The sequence below is a fragment of the Pseudomonas antarctica genome (genome assembly GCF_900624995.1).
In the GTDB taxonomy this organism is placed as follows: domain Bacteria; phylum Pseudomonadota; class Gammaproteobacteria; order Pseudomonadales; family Pseudomonadaceae; genus Aquipseudomonas; species Aquipseudomonas antarctica.
Genome location: NZ_UYXQ01000009.1, coordinates 1 through 15047, shown reverse-complemented (window position 1 = coordinate 15047; position 15047 = coordinate 1). Strand labels below are relative to the sequence as shown.

Below are 15047 nucleotides of genomic sequence, written 5' to 3'. Positions count from 1 at the left end.
CCCCTCTCGTCGAACCGGGGCAAATCTGCCTTGATCCGACGAATGGGGCTGCCAGGGCCCAGACTTATTTATCGCAGAACTCAGTTACCGCTTGAGTTCAGCGCTTCGGTCAGTGCAGCTTCCACTTCACTGGCGCTTACGCGCAGCGGCTTGTCAGCATCACGGCGGCGCTTACGCTCGCTGTGGTAAGCCAAACCGGTACCCGCCGGGATCAGACGACCCACGACCACGTTTTCTTTCAGGCCGCGCAGGTAATCGCGCTTGCCGGTTACCGCCGCTTCGGTCAGTACGCGAGTGGTCTCCTGGAAGGAGGCCGCCGAGATGAACGACTCAGTGGACAACGACGCCTTGGTGATACCCAGCAACACACGAGTGAACTTGGAGACAAATTTGTCTTCCGCGCCCAGACGTTCGTTTTCTACCAGTACGTGAGTCAGTTCCATCTGGTCGCCCTTGATGAAACTGGAATCGCCGGATTCAGCGATTTCAACTTTACGCAGCATCTGACGCAGGATGGTCTCGATGTGCTTGTCGTTGATCTTCACGCCTTGCAGACGGTAAACGTCCTGGATCTCGTTGACGATGTACTTGGCCAACGCACTCACACCCAGCAGACGCAGGATGTCGTGTGGATCGCTCGGGCCGTCGGAGATAACTTCGCCGCGGTTTACCTGTTCGCCTTCGAAGACGTTCAGGTGACGCCACTTAGGAATCAGCTCCTCGTACGGATCGGTACCGTCGTTCGGGGTAATAACCAGACGGCGCTTGCCTTTGGTCTCTTTACCGAACGCGATGGTGCCGCTGACTTCAGCCAGAATCGACGCTTCTTTCGGACGACGAGCTTCGAACAAGTCGGCAACACGCGGCAGACCACCGGTGATGTCACGGGTCTTCGAAGTTTCTTGCGGGATACGCGCGATAACATCACCGATCGCGATCTTCGCACCGTCCGCAACACCGACCAGGGCGTTGGCTGGCAGGAAGTACTGAGCGATAACGTCAGTGCCTGGCAGCAACAAGTCCTTACCGTTGTCATCAACCATCTTCACGGCAGGACGGATATCTTTGCCTGCTGCTGGACGGTCTTTAGCATCGAGTACTTCAATGTTGGTCATACCGGTCAATTCGTCAGTCTGACGCTTGATCGTGATGCCTTCTTCCATGCCCACGTAGGTCACGGTACCTTTCATTTCGGTAACGATTGGGTGAGTGTGCGGATCCCACTTGGCCACGATTGCGCCAGCGTCGACCTTGTCACCTTCTTTAACCGAAATCACGGCACCGTACGGCAGCTTGTAACGCTCGCGCTCACGACCGTAGTCATCAGCGATTGCCAGCTCACCGGAACGGGACACAGCAACCAGGCAACCATCCACTCGTTCAACGTGTTTCAGGTTGTGCAGACGGACGGTACCGCCATTCTTCACCTGAACACTGTCAGCTGCGGAGGTCCGGCTTGCCGCACCACCAATGTGGAACGTACGCATGGTCAGCTGGGTACCCGGCTCACCGATGGACTGGGCAGCGATAACGCCGACCGCTTCACCGATGTTCACCTGGTGACCACGAGCCAAGTCACGGCCGTAGCACTTGGCGCAAATGCCGTAACGGGTTTCGCAACTGATCGGCGAGCGAACGATCACTTCGTCGATGCTGTTGAGTTCAATGAACTCTACCCACTTCTCGTCCACCAGAGTGCCGGCAGGAACGATAATTTCCTCGGTACCCGGCTTGAATACGTCACGGGCGATTACTCGACCCAGTACGCGCTCACCCAACGGCTCTACAACGTCGCCGCCTTCGATGTGCGGAGTCATCAGCAGACCGTGCTCGGTGCCGCAGTCGACTTCAGTCACAACCAAGTCTTGCGCTACGTCTACCAGACGACGAGTCAGATAACCGGAGTTAGCGGTTTTCAACGCGGTATCCGCAAGACCCTTACGAGCACCGTGCGTGGAGATGAAGTACTGAAGTACGCTCAAACCTTCACGGAAGTTCGCAGTGATCGGCGTTTCAATGATGGAACCGTCCGGCTTAGCCATCAGGCCACGCATACCGGCGAGCTGACGGATTTGCGCAGCAGAACCCCGTGCGCCCGAGTCGGCCATCATGTACATCGAGTTGAACGACTCTTGATCGACTTCTACGCCATGACGGTCGATAACCTTCTCTTTCGAGAGGTTAGCCATCATCGCCTTCGACACTTCATCGTTGGCCTTGGACCAAAGGTCGATCACTTTGTTGTACTTCTCGCCCTGGGTTACCAGGCCGGAGGCGTACTGGCTTTCGATTTCTTTCACTTCATCAGTAGCAGCATTGATGATCTGGGCTTTTTCATCCGGGATAACGAAGTCGTTAACACCGATGGAAACGCCGGAAATGGTCGAATAAGCAAAGCCGGTGTACATCAACTGGTCAGCGAAGATCACAGTCTCTTTCAAACCAACCACGCGGTAGCACTGGTTGATCAGCTTGGAGATCGCCTTTTTCTTCATCGGCAAGTTGACGACGTCGTACGACAGACCTTTTGGCACAACCTGATACAGCAGCGCACGGCCGACAGTAGTGTCGACAATACGAGTGCCGCTCACGCTGCCGCCATCACGGTCGTTGACGGTTTCGTTGATCCGCACCTTGACCTTGGCATGCAGTGCGGCTTCGCCGGCACGGAACACACGGTCAACTTCTTGCAGGTCAGCGAACACACGACCTTCGCCCTTGGCGTTGATCGCTTCACGCGTCATGTAGTACAGACCCAATACAACGTCCTGCGACGGAACGATGATTGGCTCACCGTTGGCTGGCGACAGAATGTTGTTGGTCGACATCATCAACGCGCGCGCTTCCAACTGGGCTTCCAGTGTCAGCGGTACGTGCACGGCCATTTGGTCGCCGTCGAAGTCGGCGTTGTACGCAGCACAGACCAGAGGGTGCAGCTGGATAGCCTTACCTTCGATCAGTACTGGTTCAAACGCCTGGATACCCAGACGGTGAAGGGTCGGCGCACGGTTGAGGAGAACCGGGTGTTCGCGAATCACTTCAGCGAGAACGTCCCAAACCTCTGGCAGTTCGCGCTCGACCATTTTCTTGGCCGCTTTGATGGTGGTCGCGAGACCGCGCATTTCCAGCTTGCCGAAGATGAACGGTTTGAACAGCTCAAGAGCCATCTTCTTAGGCAGACCGCACTGGTGAAGACGCAGGGTCGGGCCTACGGTAATTACCGAACGACCGGAGTAGTCAACACGCTTACCGAGCAAGTTCTGACGGAAACGACCTTGCTTACCCTTGATCATGTCAGCCAAGGATTTCAGAGGACGCTTGTTCGAACCGGTGATAGCACGGCCACGACGACCGTTGTCGAGCAAGGCATCGACAGCTTCTTGCAACATACGCTTTTCGTTGCGCACGATGATGTCCGGAGCGGACAGATCGAGCAGACGCTTTAAGCGGTTGTTACGGTTGATCACGCGACGGTACAGGTCGTTAAGGTCGGAAGTCGCGAAGCGACCGCCATCCAACGGTACCAGCGGACGCAGGTCTGGCGGCAGAACCGGCAGAACAGTCAGCACCATCCACTCTGGCAAGTTGCCGGAACCCTGGAAGGCTTCCATCAACTTCAGACGCTTGGACAGTTTCTTGATCTTGGTTTCGGAGTTGGTTTGCGGAATTTCTTCACGCAGACGGCCAATCTCGTGTTCCAGGTCGATAGCGTGCAGCAGTTCGCGGACAGCTTCGGCACCCATGCGGGCATCAAAATCGTCGCCGAACTCTTCCAGCGCTTCGAAGTACTGCTCGTCGTTCAGCAGCTGACCTTTTTCAAGGGTGGTCATGCCTGGATCGATAACGACATAGCTCTCGAAGTAGAGAACGCGTTCGATATCACGCAGGGTCATGTCCATCAGCAAGCCGATACGGGACGGCAGCGATTTCAGGAACCAGATATGGGCAACCGGCGAAGCCAGCTCGATGTGCGCCATGCGCTCACGACGAACTTTAGCCAGTGCAACTTCAACGCCGCACTTCTCGCAGATCACACCACGGTGCTTCAAGCGCTTGTACTTACCGCACAGGCACTCGTAATCCTTTACCGGGCCAAAGATCTTGGCGCAGAACAGGCCGTCACGCTCAGGTTTGAACGTACGGTAGTTGATGGTTTCCGGCTTTTTAACTTCACCGAACGACCACGAACGGATCATCTCAGGCGATGCCAATCCAATACGGATGGCGTCGAACTCTTCGACTTGACCCTGGTTTTTCAGCAAATTCAGTAGGTCTTTCAAGGCCTTTCCTCCTGGCGGAGCAGAGAGCGGGCTATACAGCCCCGCTCTCGATTCGCGTCACGTGTTATTCGGTTTCCAGATCGATATCGATGCCGAGGGAACGAATTTCTTTGATCAACACGTTGAAGGACTCGGGCATGCCCGGCTCCATACGGTGATCGCCGTCCACGATGTTTTTGTACATCTTGGTCCGACCGTTCACATCGTCCGACTTCACTGTGAGCATTTCTTGCAGAGTGTAAGCAGCACCGTATGCTTCCAGTGCCCAGACCTCCATCTCCCCGAAACGCTGACCACCGAACTGAGCCTTACCACCCAGCGGCTGCTGGGTAACCAGGCTGTACGAACCGGTAGAACGAGCGTGCATCTTGTCGTCTACCAAGTGGTTCAGCTTCAGCATGTACATGTAGCCAACAGTAACCGGGCGCTCAAACTTGTTGCCGGTACGGCCGTCGAACAGCTGCATCTGGCCGCTTTCTGGCAAGTCTGCCAGTTTCAGCATGGCCTTGATTTCGCTTTCCTTGGCACCGTCGAATACCGGGGTAGCCATTGGAACGCCGCCGCGAAGGTTCTTCGCCAGATCCAGGATTTCCTGGTCAGTGAAGGTGTCCAGCTCTTCGTTGCGACCGCCGATCTCGTTGTAGATCTCGTGCAGGAACTTACGCAGGTCTGCGACCTTGCGCTGCTCTTCGATCATACGGTTGATCTTCTCGCCCAGACCTTTGGCCGCGAGGCCCAAGTGGGTTTCAAGGATCTGACCAACGTTCATACGCGAAGGTACGCCCAACGGGTTGAGGACGACGTCGACCGGGGTGCCATTGGCATCGTGCGGCATGTCTTCAACCGGCATGATCACGGAGACCACACCTTTGTTACCGTGACGACCGGCCATCTTGTCGCCCGGCTGGATGCGGCGACGGATTGCCAGGTAAACCTTGACGATTTTCAGCACGCCTGGAGCCAGGTCATCGCCCTGCTGCAGTTTGCGCTTCTTGTCTTCGAATTTGTCGTCCAGCAGACGGCGACGATCAACGATGTAGGCCTGGGCCTTCTCGAGCTGCTCGTTCAGAGCATCTTCAGCCATGCGCAGCTTGAACCACTGGCCGTGCTCGAGACCGTCGAGGATTTCGTCGGTGATGTCCTGACCTTTCTTCAGACCTGCGCCGCCTTCAGCCTTGTGGCCTACCAGAGCGGAACGCAGACGTTCGAAGGTCGCGCCTTCAACGATACGGAACTCTTCGTTCAGGTCCTTGCGGATCTCGTCGAGTTGAGTCTTCTCGATCGACAGTGCACGAGCATCACGCTCAACGCCGTCACGGGTGAAGACCTGTACGTCGATGACAGTACCCTTGGTACCGGTAGGTACGCGCAGGGAAGTGTCTTTAACGTCGCTGGCTTTTTCACCGAAGATGGCACGCAACAGCTTCTCTTCCGGAGTCAGTTGGGTCTCGCCTTTCGGAGTGACTTTACCAACCAGGATGTCGCCTGCGCCGACTTCAGCACCTACGTAAACGATACCGGCTTCGTCCAGCTTGTTCAGTGCAGCTTCACCCACGTTCGGGATGTCTGCAGTGATTTCCTCTGGCCCAAGCTTGGTGTCACGCGCCACACAGGTCAGTTCCTGAATGTGGATCGTGGTGAAGCGGTCTTCTTGAACAACTCGTTCCGACAGACAGATGGAGTCTTCGAAGTTGTAACCGTTCCAGGCCATGAACGCGATGCGCATATTCTGACCCAGCGCCAGCTCACCCATGTCTGTGGACGGGCCATCAGCCATGATGTCGCTGCGCTGCACTCGATCACCTTTACGCACCAGCGGACGCTGGTTGATGCAGGTGTTCTGGTTGGAGCGGGTGTATTTGGTCAGGTTGTAGATGTCGACACCGGCTTCGCCAGTTTCAACTTCGTCATCAGCAACACGAACCACGATACGGCTGGCATCAACAGAGTCGATCACGCCACCACGACGAGCCACGACGCAAACGCCGGAGTCACGGGCTACGTTACGCTCCATGCCGGTACCTACCAGCGGCTTGTCAGCACGCAGGGTGGGTACAGCTTGACGCTGCATGTTGGAACCCATCAACGCACGGTTGGCGTCATCGTGTTCCAGGAACGGGATCAGCGACGCTGCAACCGAAACTACCTGCTTCGGCGATACGTCCATCAAGGTGACGTCTTCCGGCGCCTTGACGGTGAACTCGTTCAAGTGACGAACAGCTACCAACTCGTCGATCAGCATTTTCTTGTCGTTCATCGTGGCCGAAGCCTGAGCGATCACATGATCAGCTTCTTCGATGGCGGACAGGAACACGATCTCGTCGGTGACCAGTGCGTCTTTCACCACGCGGTACGGGCTTTCAAGGAAGCCGTACTGGTTGGTGCGCGCATAAGCGGCCAGGGAGTTGATCAGACCAATGTTCGGACCTTCCGGCGTTTCGATCGGGCAAACACGACCGTAGTGCGTTGGGTGCACGTCACGAACTTCAAAGCCAGCACGCTCACGGGTCAGACCGCCCGGGCCCAGTGCGGAAACACGGCGCTTGTGGGTGATCTCGGAGAGCGGGTTGTTCTGGTCCATGAACTGCGAGAGCTGGCTGGAACCGAAGAACTCTTTCACCGCCGCAGCCACTGGCTTGGCGTTGATCAGGTCTTGCGGCATCAGGCCTTCGCTTTCAGCCATCGACAGACGCTCTTTGACCGCACGCTCAACACGCACCAGGCCAACGCGGAACTGGTTCTCTGCCATTTCGCCTACGCAGCGAACACGACGGTTACCCAGGTGGTCGATGTCATCGACGATGCCTTTACCGTTACGGATGTCGACCAGGGTCTTCAGTACCGCGACGATGTCTTCCTTGCACAGCACGCCCGAACCCTCGATCTCGGTACGACCGATACGACGGTTGAACTTCATCCGGCCGACCGCAGACAGGTCATAGCGCTCAGGGCTGAAGAACAGATTGTTGAACAGGGTCTCGGCAGCGTCTTTGGTTGGTGGCTCACCTGGACGCATCATGCGATAGATCTCAACCAGCGCTTCCAATTGGTTGCTGGTGGAGTCGATCTTCAGTGTGTCGGAGATGAACGGACCGCAGTCGATGTCGTTGGTATACAGGGTCTCGATGCGAACAACCTGAGCCTTGGCGATTTTCGCCAGGATCTCGGTGTTCAGCTCGGTGTTGCACTCGGCCAGGATTTCGCCCGTAGCTGGGTGAACGATGACCTTGGCGGTGGTGCGACCCAGGACATAGTCCAGCGGCACGTCCAGCGACTTGATACCGGCTTTTTCGATCTGGTTGATGTGGCGCGCGGTAATACGGCGGCCGGCTTCAACGATGACCTTGCCATTTTCATCCTGGATATCCAGAACGGCAATTTCACCACGCAGACGCGAAGCAATCAGTTCCAGGCTGAGGGTTTCATCCTTCAGGCTGAATACGTTGGTGGTGTAGAAAGCGTCCAGCACTTGCTCGGTGGTATAGCCGAGCGCGCGCAGCAGTACCGAGGCCGGCAGCTTACGACGACGGTCGATACGCACGAACACGCAGTCTTTCGGATCGAACTCGAAGTCCAACCACGAGCCGCGGTACGGAATGATCCGCGCGGAGTACAGGAGCTTACCGGAGCTGTGCGTCTTGCCGCGGTCGTGGTCGAAGAACACGCCCGGGGAACGGTGCAGCTGGGAAACGATAACGCGCTCAGTACCGTTGATAACGAAGGTACCGTTTTCAGTCATCAGTGGGATTTCGCCCATGTAGACTTCTTGCTCTTTGATGTCCTTGATCGCTTTGTTCGACGATTCTTTGTCGAAAATGATCAGACGGACTTTTACCCGCAAAGGTACGGCGTACGTAACACCGCGCAACACGCATTCTTTGACATCAAATGCCGGTTCGCCCAGGCGATAACCCACGTACTCCAGCGCAGCATTGCCGGAGTAGCTGATGATCGGGAAAACGGATTTGAAGGCCGCATGCAGGCCCACGTCGCGGAACTGATCTTTAGTCGCTCCCGCTTGCAAGAATTCACGATACGAATCCAGCTGGATAGCCAGAAGGTACGGGACATCCATGACGTCCGGCAACTTGCTAAAGTCCTTGCGGATACGTTTTTTCTCAGTATATGAGTAAGCCATCAGCGTTCCCCAGCTTGGTCACCTGCTTGTTTGGCCCTCCCGACGGGAGCAGCCAGAAAATCTTGCAAACCCCATGGTTTGCACCACCGCATCGGGTGGCTACAGCGCGTTAATGGCGGCGACCGAGTCGACAGCCAAGAACGGAAAAAGGCCGGTGGCATGAGCCACCAGCCATCAGCCTTCAGCTTAACGCTTGGGCTGGAGACGCAAGGTCGATGCTTACTTCAGCTCGACTTTAGCGCCTGCTTCTTCCAGAGTAGCTTTGGCTTTGTCAGCTGCGTCTTTCGACACTGCTTCCAGAACCTGGGCAGGAGCGCCATCAACTACAGCCTTGGCTTCTTTCAGGCCCAGACCGGTCAGTTCACGAACTGCCTTGATCACGTTTACTTTCTTCTCGCCAGCTTCAAGCAGCATGACGTTGAATTCGGTTTGCTCTTCAGCAGCAACAGCAGCAACAGCTGGGCCAGCGGAAGCAGCAGCAGCGGAAACGCCGAATTTTTCTTCGAAAGCTTTGATCAGCTCAACAACCTGCAGAACCGACATTTCAGCTACGGCGTTGAGGATATCTTCTTGGGAGATAGACATTACTGTATTTCCTGAATTGGGGGACGGCCTACGCGGCCATCGAAATAAACAAAAATACGCGAAAGGAGATGCTCAGCCTTAGGCTGCTGCAGCTTCTTTTTGCTCGCGAACTGCTGCCAGAGTACGAGCCAGCTTGCTGGTAGCGCCTTGAATCACGCTCATCAGCTGCGAAATAGCTTCGTTACGGGTCGGCAGTGTTGCCAATACGTCGATTTGGTTAGCTGCGAGGAACTTGCCCTCGAACGCAGCTGCCTTGATCTCGAACTTGTCCTGACTCTTGGCGAACTCTTTGAACAAACGGGCAGCAGCGCCTGGATGATCAGTGGAGAATGCGATCAGAGTCGGGCCGGTGAACACGTCATTGAGGACACTGTATTCAGTGTCAGCAACAGCGCGCTTGAGCAGGGTGTTACGTACAACACGTACGTACACGCCAGCTTCACGAGCCTCTTTACGGAGTCCGGTCATAGCGCTTACTGTCACACCACGGGCATCAGCCACGACAGCGGACAGAGCAGCTTTGGCAGCCTCGTTGACTTCAGCGACGATGGCCTTCTTGTCATTGAGATTAATTGCCACGGGTTTAACTCCTGCTTGTTACCGTTTCATCTGGCCGAAGCCGGATGTCGTTTTGGTGTCTGATTCGGTAAGGAACCGGGAGCACCATCTGCGTAGGCTTGTGGTTTAAGACTTGCGCCGCCTACGGTCTTGGATAGCCCCCGCCAGGCAGGGACCCCAATTTTTTCAATTGGCGCGATCTCTCGCACCAACCTGTGTCTTATACGTCCAGCGAGCCTTGGTCGATGACCAGACCTGGGCCCATAGTGGTGCTCAGGGTAACGCGCTTCACGTAGATACCTTTCGAGGAAGCTGGCTTGATACGCTTCAGATCAGCGATCAGGGCTTCAACGTTTTCCTTCAGCTTGACGGCGTCGAAGCCGACCTTGCCAACGGAGGTGTGAATGATGCCGTTTTTGTCGGTGCGATAACGAACCTGACCAGCCTTGGCGTTTTTAACCGCGGTAGCTACGTCTGGCGTTACGGTGCCGACTTTAGGGTTAGGCATCAGACCACGTGGACCGAGGATCTGGCCCAACTGACCCACAACGCGCATTGCATCCGGGGAAGCAATAACTACGTCGTAGTTCAGGTCGCCGCCTTTCATTTCGGCAGCCAGGTCGTCCATACCAACGCGATCGGCGCCGGCGGCCAGAGCAGCTTCAGCTGCTGGGCCTTGGGTGAAGACAGCAACACGTACAGTCTTGCCAGTACCGTGTGGCAGCACAGTAGCGCTACGAACGACCTGGTCGGATTTACGTGGGTCAACACCCAAATTTACAGCAACGTCAACGGACTCGCTGAACTTGACAGTCGACAGCTCGGTCAGCAGGGCAGCAGCGTCTACAAAGTTGTAGGCCTTGCCTGCTTCGATTTTGCCGGCGATAGCCTTTTGGCGCTTGGTCAGCTTAGCCATTACACACCCTCCACGTTAAGGCCCATGCTACGAGCAGAACCGGCGATGGTACGCACGGCTGCATCCATATCAGCTGCAGTCAGATCCGCGTTTTTGGTTTTCGCGATTTCTTCCAGCTGAGCACGAGTTACGGTGCCAACCTTAACGGTGTTAGGACGAGCGGAACCGCTGGTCAGACCTGCAGCCTTCTTCAACAAAACCGAAGCCGGGGTCGACTTGGTTTCGAAAGTGAAGCTACGGTCGCTGTACACAGTGATGATCACTGGAGTCGGCAAGCCTGGCTCAATACCCTGAGTACGGGCGTTGAATGCCTTGCAGAATTCCATGATGTTCACGCCGTGCTGACCCAGAGCAGGGCCGACAGGTGGACTTGGGTTGGCCTGAGCGGCCTTCACTTGCAGCTTGATGTAAGCGGTAATCTTCTTGGCCATGAGGCACTCCAATTACGGGTTCAAACGCCTCGAAAGGCTCCCCGGTTACTTGCGCGTTTATCCCAGTGACGACAAAACCCCACAGCCTAAGGCTGCGGGGTTGGGATGCTTGCTCAGCTAGACCTTCTCGACCTGGCTGAACTCCAACTCTACCGGAGTAGAGCGACCGAAAATGAGCACTGCCACTTGGATCCGGCTCTTTTCGTAGTTAACTTCTTCGACGGTGCCGTTGAAATCAGCAAACGGACCATCTGTGACACGAACAACCTCACCCGGCTCGAACAACGTCTTCGGCTTAGGCTTGTCGCTACCATCAGCAACACGACGCAGAATCGCTTCCGCCTCTTTGTCAGTGATAGGAGCAGGCTTATCGGCAGTACCACCAATGAAGCCCATGACACGAGGAGTGTCCTTGACTAAGTGCCAAGTACCTTCATTCATGTCCATCTGAACCAGCACATAGCCAGGAAAGAACTTACGTTCGCTTTTGCGCTTCTGACCATTCCGCATTTCAACCACTTCTTCAGTGGGAACCAGAATTTCGCCGAAGCCATCTTCCATGCCTGCCAGCTTTACGCGCTCTAGCAAAGAGCGCATAACATGCTTCTCGTAACCCGAGTAAGCATGCACAACGTACCAACGCTTAGCCACGGGACACCCTTAGCCAACAATCAAGGAAACAAGCCAACCGAGCAGGGAATCAAGCCCCCACAACAGCAACGCCATAACCAGAACAACAGCCACAACAATCAACGTGGTCTGCGTAGTTTCTTGGCGAGTCGGCCAAACGACTTTACGGATTTCGGTGCGAGCTTCCTTTACCAGGACCGCGAAAGACTTGCCCTTGACAGTCTGCAGACCTACAAAGGCAGCTACAGCAGCAAGAGCGAGCAAAGCGAGCACACGGTACAGGATCGGCGAAGCAGAATAATACTGATTGCCAACAACGCCTACGACCACCAACGCGACCACAGCGAGCCACTTGACGAGATCGAAACGAGAGCTTTGAGCTTCAGCCTTAGGAGTCATCTATGAAGATCCTGTGAAAAGAAAGCCAGATACACCACGTGAATCTGGCAGGTCAGGAGGGAATCGAACCCCCAACCTACGGTTTTGGAGACCGTCGCTCTGCCAATTGAGCTACTGACCTAAAACAAAATCAGGCCGACCATTATGCAGGCCTGAAAAAGACATTACAACAACCAACCCCAACAGACTTGAAATCACCTGACGATAAAGCCAGATACAACACCATCAAGCCGAGGCAGCTGTTAAAACAAAGGCAGATATTTTCATATCTGCCTTGTTATATGGAGCTCTTGAGCGGATTTGAACCGCTGACCTCACCCTTACCAAGGGTGTGCTCTACCAACTGAGCTACAAGAGCAAAACACCGTGCACAACCTGCAAACTTGGAGCGGGTAGCGGGAATCGAACCCGCATCATCAGCTTGGAAGGCTGAGGTTCTACCACTAAACTATACCCGCGGAGCTTGCAGCTCACGCTAAAAATGGTGGAGGGGGAAGGATTCGAACCTTCGAAGTCGTAGACGTCAGATTTACAGTCTGATCCCTTTGGCCGCTCGGGAACCCCTCCTAAGCGAGCCGGCATTCTACATCACGCCGACCTTCTGTCAAGCATTTTCTCATTAAAAATATGAGGTTAGCTGCATTGACCTTCACTTCACGCCGTAGACCGTAAAGGTCTTCACTGCGAAGCGGGCGCCATTCTATGCAAACTATTCGACAGTTGCAACGCCTTCGCACAACATTATTTTATGTTTTAACTCATTGAATTCCTTAGCAAGGTTTTCAAAGGGTAGATCATCGGCCAGGCGCCTGCTTTCAGGCGCCACGCGGAGCCAGTAGCCGGAAACGTCAGGCTCATTCAGCAGTTGCACCCTGGCCTTTATATCCAGGCTCATCAGCCGCTGCTCAAGGGACTGAACTTGCCGCTGATCAGCAAAGCCGCCTATGTATAAGCAAGTATTTTGTGAATCAGGGCTTTTCGCTCGAGCACGACGGACCACCGAATCAGAGGACTCACTCAACAGGCGAATGTCCTGCTGAGAGCCTCGATAGAGACTTAGGGGCGTGACATCCTTGGCACGCAGAGGCGCCTCTTGTTGATGCCAGATGTAATAAAAGGCATTGAGAACGAGCAAAAGCAAAAATAGCCAACGCATAAATACCTCAGGAAAAAGGGCACGCCATCGCCAGACCGACAAAGACCAAATCAGGAATAAAGCGAGCGTGCGGCACAGCATCCGAGACCAGGTCAGCATCGCCCCCGGTCAGGAAAACAGTGAAGTCATCCCCCCAATAGCGGCGTGCCAGCTCCAACTGAGTCAACACAAACCCTCTGAGCATCAACGTACAGCCTCGCTCGACAGCCTCAACGGTTGTCCGGCCCGGGGAGAGACGCTCCAAGGCTTGCTCGGCCGCGGCGTCGTCGTAGCGAATCTTACGGGTGTGCGTTCGCAACTGACTGCGCATTAGGGGCATCCCAGGACATATAAAGCCGCCGAGATGCTTACCATCAGCAGCAATAAAGTCCGCTGTCGCCGCTGTACCAAAATCGAGCACCAGACAAGCACCTGATGCCAACTTGAATCCACCCAACATAGCTAACCAGCGATCAAGCCCAAGGCGCTCGAACTCTTCATAGCCATTGCGCACCCCTGCCATTTCTCGCGCCGAGGTAGCACAGGAGACGGTGACACCGAAGGCTTCTTGCAGTGCAGCAACCAGCTTATCGGTCTCCTCTGAAGCACGTACACTCACTAGGCGGCAACGCGTCAACAACAGCCCCGGAACCGCTATCAAACTCTCAATCAGCGCCAGATCCGAATCGACAACCCCCTCTACAGAGGTGCCAGCCACCTGCGAATCGAGCACACGCCACTTGATAAAGCTATTCCCACAGTCGAGCTCAAGAATCATCACGCAGCCTCAGGCTTAACTCACCACCGCTATATATTTGCTCGACACCATCGACGCTCAGGCGTAGCGCGCCACGGTGGTCGACCCCCAGTACAACCCCGTCAATCTGGTTGACGCCCGCGATGAGGGAGACGGCCCTGCCCTGCCATAAATGATTCCGCTCCCACTCTTCCTGGAGCTCACCAAAACCAGAGGCATTATGACGTTCAAGATGACTTTGCAACTGCAGACCTAACTGTGCAACCAAGTAATTGCGGTCGACGGCAGAACCAGCCTCCAATTGCACCGAGGTCCACTGCTGATCAACCTCAGCTGCTTGCTGCATATTGACGTTAACTCCTATTCCGAGAACAACGTGGCAGATGTCCGCAGGATCGCCAACCAACTCAAGCAAGATGCCAGCAATTTTCTTGTGCCCAACCAAGACATCATTTGGCCACTTCAAGGCCGCCCCCTGCACACCCAACTCACGCAGAGCCTGCATGACTGCCAACCCGACTACGAGACTAAGGCCCTCCAACTGTCGCAGCCCACTCTCGATACGCAATACAAGGCTGTAATAGACATTCTGAGCGAACGGGCTCACCCACTTACGGCCTCGCCTCCCCCTTCCCGCCGTTTGCTGCTCCGCAAGCACCAGAAACGGCGCAGCGCAGCCCGCCTCGACTAGACGCAAAGCCTCAGCATTCGTGGAGTCAATAGAGTCATAGATGTAAACAGGCCACGCCAGAGAGGCGGCATTCGCCTCAATCTCCCCTGCATTCAAGAACACCAACGGAGCCGCAAGCTGATAGCCCTTACCACGGATTTTGTGAATGGGCAGATTCAGCTCTGCCTCGAGATGCTGGAGCTGCTTCCAAATAGCACTGCGGCTGACGCCCAAGGCGGCACCCAGCGCTTCTCCGGAATGAAATCGGCCATCTTTTAGAAGTTCTAACAACATCAGCATGCAAGTATCGCCTCACAATGAGGCAGGCATGATAGCCATGCGTAACGCCATTGCATAGAAAGGGCGGGGTTTAGCATTGATGTCCGTTGAGATGAGCCTATTCACGCTTTCCGACCGCCCAAAACAAAACCCCTGTTTGCGTTAGCAAACAGGGGTTCTGGAATTTAATCTTGACGATGACCTACTCTCACATGGGGAAACCCCACACTACCATCGGCGATGCATCGTTTCACTGCTGAGTTCGGGAT

Annotated in this window: 11 protein-coding genes, 4 tRNA genes and 1 rRNA gene; all 16 read right to left on the bottom strand. The window is 55.2% G+C overall.

Annotation, left to right across the window (positions count from 1 at the left end; translation table 11 throughout):
• Positions 1-80 precede the first annotated feature (80 nt).
• Positions 81-4280 carry a DNA-directed RNA polymerase subunit beta' gene (gene rpoC, locus E0F99_RS08840; RefSeq protein ID WP_083356524.1) on the bottom strand — a complete coding sequence of 1400 codons (4200 nt, stop codon included), beginning with the start codon at positions 4278-4280 and terminating at the stop codon, positions 81-83.
• Between the two features lie 64 nt (positions 4281-4344).
• The gene (gene rpoB / locus E0F99_RS08835) at positions 4345-8418 is read right to left on the bottom strand and encodes a DNA-directed RNA polymerase subunit beta (protein ID WP_083356523.1); all 4074 of its coding nucleotides are present in this window, start codon (positions 8416-8418) and stop codon (positions 4345-4347) included.
• A 219-nt stretch (positions 8419-8637) separates the two neighbouring features.
• On the bottom strand, positions 8638-9003 hold the full coding sequence (gene rplL / locus E0F99_RS08830) for a 50S ribosomal protein L7/L12 (RefSeq protein WP_083356522.1): 366 nt from the start codon (positions 9001-9003) through the stop codon (positions 8638-8640).
• 78 nt (positions 9004-9081) lie between these two features.
• On the bottom strand, positions 9082-9582 hold the full coding sequence (gene rplJ / locus E0F99_RS08825) for a 50S ribosomal protein L10 (protein WP_083356521.1): 501 nt from the start codon (positions 9580-9582) through the stop codon (positions 9082-9084).
• Positions 9583-9781: 199 nt separating this feature from the next.
• Positions 9782-10477: a 50S ribosomal protein L1 gene (gene rplA, locus E0F99_RS08820; protein ID WP_003232403.1), complete on the bottom strand. Its 696-nt coding sequence runs from the start codon at positions 10475-10477 to the stop codon at positions 9782-9784.
• Entirely contained in the window at positions 10477-10908 is a 432-nt protein-coding gene (gene rplK / locus E0F99_RS08815; RefSeq protein WP_003210097.1) for a 50S ribosomal protein L11, read from the bottom strand. Before rplK ends, rplA begins: the two co-directional genes overlap by 1 nt.
• 117 nt (positions 10909-11025) lie before the next feature.
• Positions 11026-11559 (bottom strand): transcription termination/antitermination protein NusG, encoded by a 534-nt coding sequence (nusG, locus tag E0F99_RS08810; RefSeq protein WP_003176436.1) that lies wholly within the window; start codon positions 11557-11559, stop codon positions 11026-11028.
• A gap of 9 nt (positions 11560-11568) precedes the next feature.
• Positions 11569-11937, bottom strand: a complete 369-nt coding sequence (gene secE / locus E0F99_RS08805; RefSeq protein WP_083356520.1) for a preprotein translocase subunit SecE — start codon at positions 11935-11937, stop codon at positions 11569-11571.
• Between the two features lie 45 nt (positions 11938-11982).
• Positions 11983-12058: transfer RNA gene (locus tag E0F99_RS08800), tRNA-Trp, on the bottom strand.
• 161 nt (positions 12059-12219) lie between these two features.
• Positions 12220-12295 (bottom strand) — tRNA-Thr (locus E0F99_RS08795).
• A 26-nt stretch (positions 12296-12321) separates the two neighbouring features.
• A tRNA-Gly gene (locus E0F99_RS08790) sits at positions 12322-12395 on the bottom strand.
• Between the two features lie 24 nt (positions 12396-12419).
• A tRNA-Tyr gene (locus tag E0F99_RS08785) sits at positions 12420-12504 on the bottom strand.
• Between the two features lie 142 nt (positions 12505-12646).
• A complete protein-coding gene (locus tag E0F99_RS08780) occupies positions 12647-13093 on the bottom strand; it encodes a hypothetical protein (RefSeq protein WP_083356519.1) in 447 nt (148 codons plus the stop codon).
• 7 nt (positions 13094-13100) lie between these two features.
• On the bottom strand, positions 13101-13850 hold the full coding sequence (locus tag E0F99_RS08775; protein ID WP_083356518.1) for a pantothenate kinase: 750 nt from the start codon (positions 13848-13850) through the stop codon (positions 13101-13103).
• Complete coding sequence (gene birA / locus E0F99_RS08770) at positions 13840-14799, bottom strand: bifunctional biotin--[acetyl-CoA-carboxylase] ligase/biotin operon repressor BirA (RefSeq protein ID WP_083356517.1); 960 nt, start codon at positions 14797-14799, stop codon at positions 13840-13842. Before birA ends, E0F99_RS08775 begins: the two co-directional genes overlap by 11 nt.
• A gap of 168 nt (positions 14800-14967) precedes the next feature.
• Positions 14968-15047 (bottom strand): 5S ribosomal RNA (gene rrf / locus E0F99_RS31085); the annotation flags it as partial.

Bases quoted from the DNA above. Each gene is read 5' to 3' on its own strand.
- rplK (WP_003210097.1), bottom strand. From the start codon at position 10,908: ATGGCCAAGAAGATTACCGCTTACATCAAGCTGCAAGTGAAGGCCGCT.
- rplA (WP_003232403.1), bottom strand. From the start codon at position 10,477: ATGGCTAAGCTGACCAAGCGCCAAAAGGCTATCGCCGGCAAAATCGAA.
- E0F99_RS08775 (WP_083356518.1), bottom strand. From the start codon at position 13,850: ATGATTCTTGAGCTCGACTGTGGGAATAGCTTTATCAAGTGGCGTGTG.
- rplL (WP_083356522.1), bottom strand. From the start codon at position 9,003: ATGTCTATCTCCCAAGAAGATATCCTCAACGCCGTAGCTGAAATGTCG.
- E0F99_RS08780 (WP_083356519.1), bottom strand. From the start codon at position 13,093: ATGCGTTGGCTATTTTTGCTTTTGCTCGTTCTCAATGCCTTTTATTAC.
- birA (WP_083356517.1), bottom strand. From the start codon at position 14,799: ATGCTGATGTTGTTAGAACTTCTAAAAGATGGCCGATTTCATTCCGGA.
- rpoB (WP_083356523.1), bottom strand. From the start codon at position 8,418: ATGGCTTACTCATATACTGAGAAAAAACGTATCCGCAAGGACTTTAGC.
- secE (WP_083356520.1), bottom strand. From the start codon at position 11,937: ATGACTCCTAAGGCTGAAGCTCAAAGCTCTCGTTTCGATCTCGTCAAG.